This window comes from bacterium (assembly GCA_035371905.1).
Taxonomy (GTDB): domain Bacteria; phylum Ratteibacteria; class UBA8468; order B48-G9; family JAFGKM01; genus JAMWDI01.
Genome location: DAORXQ010000066.1, coordinates 3,990 through 10,183, shown reverse-complemented (window position 1 = coordinate 10,183; position 6,194 = coordinate 3,990). Strand labels below are relative to the sequence as shown.

The 6,194-nt window shown below is 27.7% G+C and carries 5 protein-coding genes; all 5 read right to left on the bottom strand.

The genetic code is table 11. The features are described from left to right. Window positions 1-940, bottom strand: a 940-nt coding sequence (locus PKV21_07225; protein ID HOM27280.1) for a hypothetical protein, incomplete at its 3' end; no start/stop codon positions are given. A 50-nt stretch (window positions 941-990) separates the two neighbouring features. Then, entirely contained in the window at window positions 991-3,168 is a 2,178-nt protein-coding gene (locus tag PKV21_07220) for a glycosyltransferase (GenBank protein ID HOM27279.1), read from the bottom strand. Continuing rightward, the gene (locus tag PKV21_07215) at window positions 3,134-3,409 is read right to left on the bottom strand and encodes a DUF5659 domain-containing protein (protein HOM27278.1); all 276 of its coding nucleotides are present in this window, start codon (window positions 3,407-3,409) and stop codon (window positions 3,134-3,136) included. The genes PKV21_07220 and PKV21_07215 overlap by 35 nt, the downstream gene beginning before the upstream one ends. A gap of 216 nt (window positions 3,410-3,625) precedes the next feature. Then, a complete protein-coding gene (locus PKV21_07210) occupies window positions 3,626-4,969 on the bottom strand; it encodes a hypothetical protein (GenBank protein HOM27277.1) in 1,344 nt (447 codons plus the stop codon). Further along, on the bottom strand, window positions 4,947-6,194 hold a 1,248-nt coding region (locus PKV21_07205; GenBank protein ID HOM27276.1), incomplete at its 5' end, for an SPASM domain-containing protein. The genes PKV21_07210 and PKV21_07205, both read right to left, overlap by 23 nt.

Below are 6,194 nucleotides of genomic sequence, written 5' to 3'. Positions count from 1 at the left end.
TTTTAACAACGCTATTACTTGCTATTTTACTTCCTGTTATTGCTCCATTTTGTATTTTAGATGTTGTTATTGCTCCATCCTGAATTTTAGAAGTAATAACCGCTTCATTTGATATATCAGCACTAACAATAGGATAAGAACCAGGCCAGTTCCCGCCACTACTACCACCAGAAGGTTTTGTCTGGTATTCAAGTTTATCAGTAGTTGTGTTATAAACTAAAATCTTATCATTACCTATATCTGTTTCATCAACTTCTTTTGTTCCTACTTTACCCGTTTTAATCTTCAACTTATTATCTACTATCTCAAAATGATTATCATCAATTTTTTCATTTAGATATCCTGCTTGAGGGTCTGTTGAAGTTGCTTTAACTTTCTCATCTGTTCCAGAACCACTTGGTTTTGTTTCATAAGTGAGTTTGTCCAAAGCAGATTTATAAACTAAAATTTTATCGTCCCCCAAATTAGACTCATCAACTTCTTTGTTTCCCACTAAGCCAAATGGATGTTCGCTTTGTGAGTGAATATATGCCTCATCATATTGAGATTTAAGAGTATTAGTTAAGTGTTTATTTTCTGCCCCTTCTGTGATATCATCTAAAGTATCAATAGTTTTATCAAATAATTTAGGTTTATCTGCTGTATAAATAGGGTCAGTCTCTTGTCCTCCACCTGAACCTGAACCAAAATCATTCCAAGTCACTCCATCAGTAGTATATTGCCAAGTATTAGTTTCTGAATTATATCTTATCTTAGCATTCTCATTAGCTAAAGATTGAATAAATTGGTCAAGATAAACATTACCTATCGCAGTAGAATAAATGACTTTATAAGTCCCATCAGGATTAACTTCAAATTCAAGTGGTATCTCACCTTCAGGAGTAACAACAAAAATAGCTTTAAAAGAACCATCAGGATTTCTTTCATATCTTAAGTTCATAGTTTTCCTCCTGTATTTTACTATTATTTTATTTATTTAAACTATTTCTGTCAAGATTTTAAGTATTCCTTTAATAAATCTTTAACTAAGGCTCTGGTTTTATTGATAAAAATGGCTCTTGAACCAAAAGACTGAATTTTATTCAAAGAGTAATAAGCTTTAATTAAATAAATATAAGCTTTAAGATATTCTTTATAAATATTAGAATCTGGAAGCTTATTTAGATATTTTAAAGCTTTATCAAACTGTGCTTTGTCTATCATTAGTTTAGCCATATTTAACGGAGTCTTATCTTTTAAAATTTCTTGTCTATAATACTGGAAATTTGGTTTTTCTTTAATATTATATAAAAGTTTACCAGCAAAATATAATTTATATTTATTACTTTCTATTACTTCGTGGATTTTATTTTTGAATTTTAAGGTTTTATCGTTGGGAAAAAGCCTTACTGAGTAAGAATTAAATTCTATATTATCTTCTTTGATAATATTAGAGATTTCAAACAAGAATAAATAATCTTCCAATTCATTAAGTTTCATAAACTCAAATGGATTTATTAATATCTCATCATCATCCATAAAAAATATAAAATCTGTTTTCAAAGCCTTTTTCACTTTGTTACGAGCTTGACTAAAATTCTTAAATTTAAATAATCTATAATTCACATTCATTAGTTTCAGTAAATCAATAGTTTCTTTACAGGACCTATCATCTATACCTATGATTATTTCATCAAATAAACTAAAATTCTGTCGTAATTGATTAAAGAAATTTTTATTGAAGGAATCTTGTTTTGTAATACAGAAGAAACCAACTGTTTTCTCTCTAACAGGAATAAGACTTATTTTAGATTCATCAATCAAATGTGAGTAATCAGGTGTTCCTATCAAAAGAGTGTTTTTATCTTTATCTATTTCAGAATAAAACTTAAATTTAGAGTATGCTTTCTCATAACTATCATAGCCGTAATGTAATATCTTTCTTGAAGTATATCTTTTACCGAAATTATCAAGACAAACCAAAGGACTACAATGCAATCCCATTACATTAGGAGTAATCCAACTCGTTTTATTCTTAATTAATTTAAAGAATCTTGCTCCTGAAAGATTACCCCAGACTCCATCTATTCTATGATGTGTATTTCCTCGCCAATAAGTTAAAATTCTAAAAACAAATGAGTTTACTTCTGGAAATATAGAATTACTAGCTAAATTTCTTAAATAGTCCTTTGTTATATATCTATCAGGTATCTCATCTGAATCTAACCATAAAGCCCATTGATAATTATCTTTGTAAGCTAATTCCGTAATAAAACTTCTTTCTAAATCTTCTTTTTCTGAATATTTTACTAAAACTATGTTTTTTGTTTTACTTAATTCTTTGTAATACTCATAAGTTCCATCAGTAGAACCTGTATCTACTACATAAAGCCTATCAACCAAAGCTAAAAATTTATTCACAAAGCCTTTTTTAATGTATTCCATTGAGTTTTTGGTCCTTAATAAACCTGCTATTCTGATATCAGAATTTTTTAAAGAATTTATTATTCTTAGATATTCTTGAAAGTCTTGACTATAAGTATCTAACCCAAGAGATTTATAAGTTAAACTACCATAATGATAAATAAAACAGTTCTCAATAATACCTAAAGAGTATCCATCTGAATATAATCTGTAAGATAAATAATTATCAGTATAGAAATTTTTGATTGATTCTGGGATTTTGTATTTTTCAAGTAATTCTGATTTAATTAAAAACAAAAATCCTGAAAGAAAAGAAGTTTCTATTATATAATTTTTTGAATAATCTTTAGAGATTTCAGTTGCTAAGTCTTTATAGTTATTTTCAGATACTTTATAATTTCTACTCTGAATCCCACCAACATAGTTACTTGTAGGCCCTACCATATCATAACCTGCTTTTATGCCTTTTAATAAATCCTCTATAAACTCAGGATAAACTATAATATCATCGTTCATTATTAAGTAATATTCGGCTTTAATGAACTTCGGAATTTGATTAATTAAATTGCCAAAACCTAAATTATCAAAATTTTTATATTTTATTTTCCTAAATCTTTCTAAGATTTCTTTAGGTTTTTCAGAATTATCTATCATTAAGAAAATATTTTCACTTAATCCAAGAGAATCTAACTGTGAAAGAAGATTTAATAAAATATCTTTTCTGATAATTTTAGTGGGGATTATAATTCCAATTTTTTTGTCCATTTTCTCCTCCTTTAAAATTGAATCTTATCTGTTTTAAAGTTTTATATTCCTGAAATAATCTCTTCGCTGAGACCAATAATTCATCCTTATAATAAGATTCTACTAACCCTTCAAGTATTTTATCTTTTTCAAATATAAAAGTGCAGTATCTACCTCTTTTCCTTACTTCTATTAAATTTTTGCCTTTAATTATTAATGCACTTGCTAATGCTATATCAGTAATCTCTATCTTTTCTTTCATTATCTCACCTCCCTTTTTTTGATTATAATTAATTTTAATCATAGAGTTTTTTATGTCAAGTCAGTTTTTTCTTTAATTCTAATATTTCAAAAATAAAGGTTTAAAGACACGATTTTTGTCAGGTAAGTATGTTACCCTTACCTGACTAAAAATCTTGGCTGTATTGCTTTGCTATGCTTTAAAAACCCTATTTTTAAAAGAGGTCTAACCTTAAAATTAAGTTATTTTATACCCATTTAAAATTGTGAAAGAACGACTTGAATCAGGTTCATAATTATGTTCAATAGAAGTAACTAACATATCAAATTCATCGGTACCAGTTAGTTTTATTTTTATTCTATCATATCTCTCTATTAATGGATTTAATGGAATTGTTACTCTAACTGGATACATTTCAAGTTTATTTAGTATCTTTTCAAAATTCAATATTCTGTTTGCTATTTCTAAATCAGGGATTAATTCATTATCTATTCTTCTAATGATTTCACCACCATATTTGGCTTGTAAGTCTGTGTCAATATATTCAGTATAAACTCTGCTGTATTTCTCATCGTCCCTTATTACATAACCCTTGAGTATAATATTAAAAAAAATTTGATTAAATATATTCTGGTCCGATGACTTTAAACAACATTCATACAAAGAAGTATTTATAACTTTTATTTCTATTATGGCTTTAGTTTGAGTTATTAAAGTAAATCTTGAAGAATATAATTGTCCTGAACTACCTCCACAAGTAGCAAAATTAGGATACAAAACAATCTCAGTAGCCCAAGCAGGATTTACTTTATAAACTAATTCTTTATAACCTGTATCAATATAAGAAACATACTCACCAACTTTCGCAAAATCTAAAGCACTATTAGGATAACTGCCTATTACTTGGATATATCCTTGTTGTTCCCAATAATATAAATGCCTGCCTACTACTATTATTCTACTGGCAGTCTTAAATGGTTTGATAGATACTTCTACTTTAGATTTATCACTTGTAATAGTAAAACTTGGCTGTTGTGGAATCTCTCGTTCTTTGATTACTAATCTACCTTCATAGTCCCAATATACCCATAGATTGAAAGCTTCGGCTATACTTCTAAAACTTTCTAATAAATTCATTGGAGTATCTGGAAATTTTATAATCTTTTTATTCAAAATTAAAGATGGAACTAAATTTATAAATTCATCATCTCTTAAGTTTAGAATTCTTTTAAAAAATGCTAAAACTTCTGATAATGTCTTGCCTGTAAATTCACTTGAACCTAACTCAGTCCTGCCTAACATAAAAAATCTGTTCTGTAATGATACTTCTATTTCATTTGGTAATTCCGCCTGGTCTAATTTACCTATTAAAGTATAACCAGAAAATACTGGCAATAATTCATCTATACCTTCAATTGTTCTATATCCTGCTTTTAAAATATATTTAACTTGGTCAAAATCTTCTAATTCATAATACTTTCTTGGATTACTTAACCTTAAAAGCACATAATCTCCAAAACTATCATCACCTAAAAACATTTGAATTGATTTAATATAATCATTCCTTATTCGCTTTGCCATTAATCAAACTCCTTTTTAATTCCTCGAACCTTTGGTTAATTTCAAGATTCTTATTTTGTAAATCATTAATCTTATTTTTTTGAGTCTTTATCTGTCTTTTTATAATATCAGGGTCATTTTTTAATCTATCTGCTATTTTTTCTTCTATTTTCTTTATTTCACAATATAGCGGATGAATACTAAAAATATTCTTAAATTTAGCATAATTTGAAGCATAACATTGAGAGTGACAAGTCTTTGATTCACAGTTCAAACATCTCTCTAAATTTTTACGCTTGAAATTAATAAAAATCTTTCGTTTATCATTGTCTAATTCATAATGGAATACATCACCTAATCTCCATTCATCCCATATAACAAACCTATGGCAAGGATATATTCCACCATCAGGACTTATCCCTAAAAATCCTTTTCCAGCTCCACAAGCACCTTGTTCTAAAGGATTGCCTCTATGGTTTAAACATTTATCTACAGTAGAATATGGAATCTTTTGGCCTCTAATCAAGAAACTCTTTAACCAATAATACATCTCTTCCATTTGTTGTTTGTAGTCTTCTACTCCATCTGATTGTATTTCACCTGCTCCATCAGTTACTATATGTGCTGAAATATTATTACAACCCAGTGAATAGATATATAAAGTATTATGAAATATTCTTTTCAATTCAGAATTTGGTAATGTAATTCTTGTAGTAAGATTAGGATATAGTTGATAAATTAGTCTCGCATTGTCTTCTGTTCGTTTGAGTATTTCTAAGTTTTTTTCTGAATCCTGTATACCACGCCATCTTAACATAGTATCTAAATCACCATCAAGAGATATTAAATATCCCATATTGAAAATCTTAAAAAATTCTACCATTTCTTTCGTTAATAATGAAGCATTAGTAGTCATTGAGAATGAAATTCTTTTACCTGTTTTAGCTTCTAATTTCTTGCCTTCTATACAAGTAAACTCTATTAAATCTGGATATAATAAAGGTTCACCACCAAAAAAGTTTAAACTTAAATTATTGTTTTTACCTGAGATTCTATCATCAAAAAACCAGTTTAATAACTGCTTTATTATCTCTTTATCTGCTGTTTTTATAGGTAAATCTTTTATTTTGTTTTCATAACAATATCTACACCTGAAATTACACCCACTGGTTAACCAAAAATTTAAATTCGTTATCCAAAGACCTGTATCTTTCTCAGGACAACATCCAGATACTCTATTTTCCAT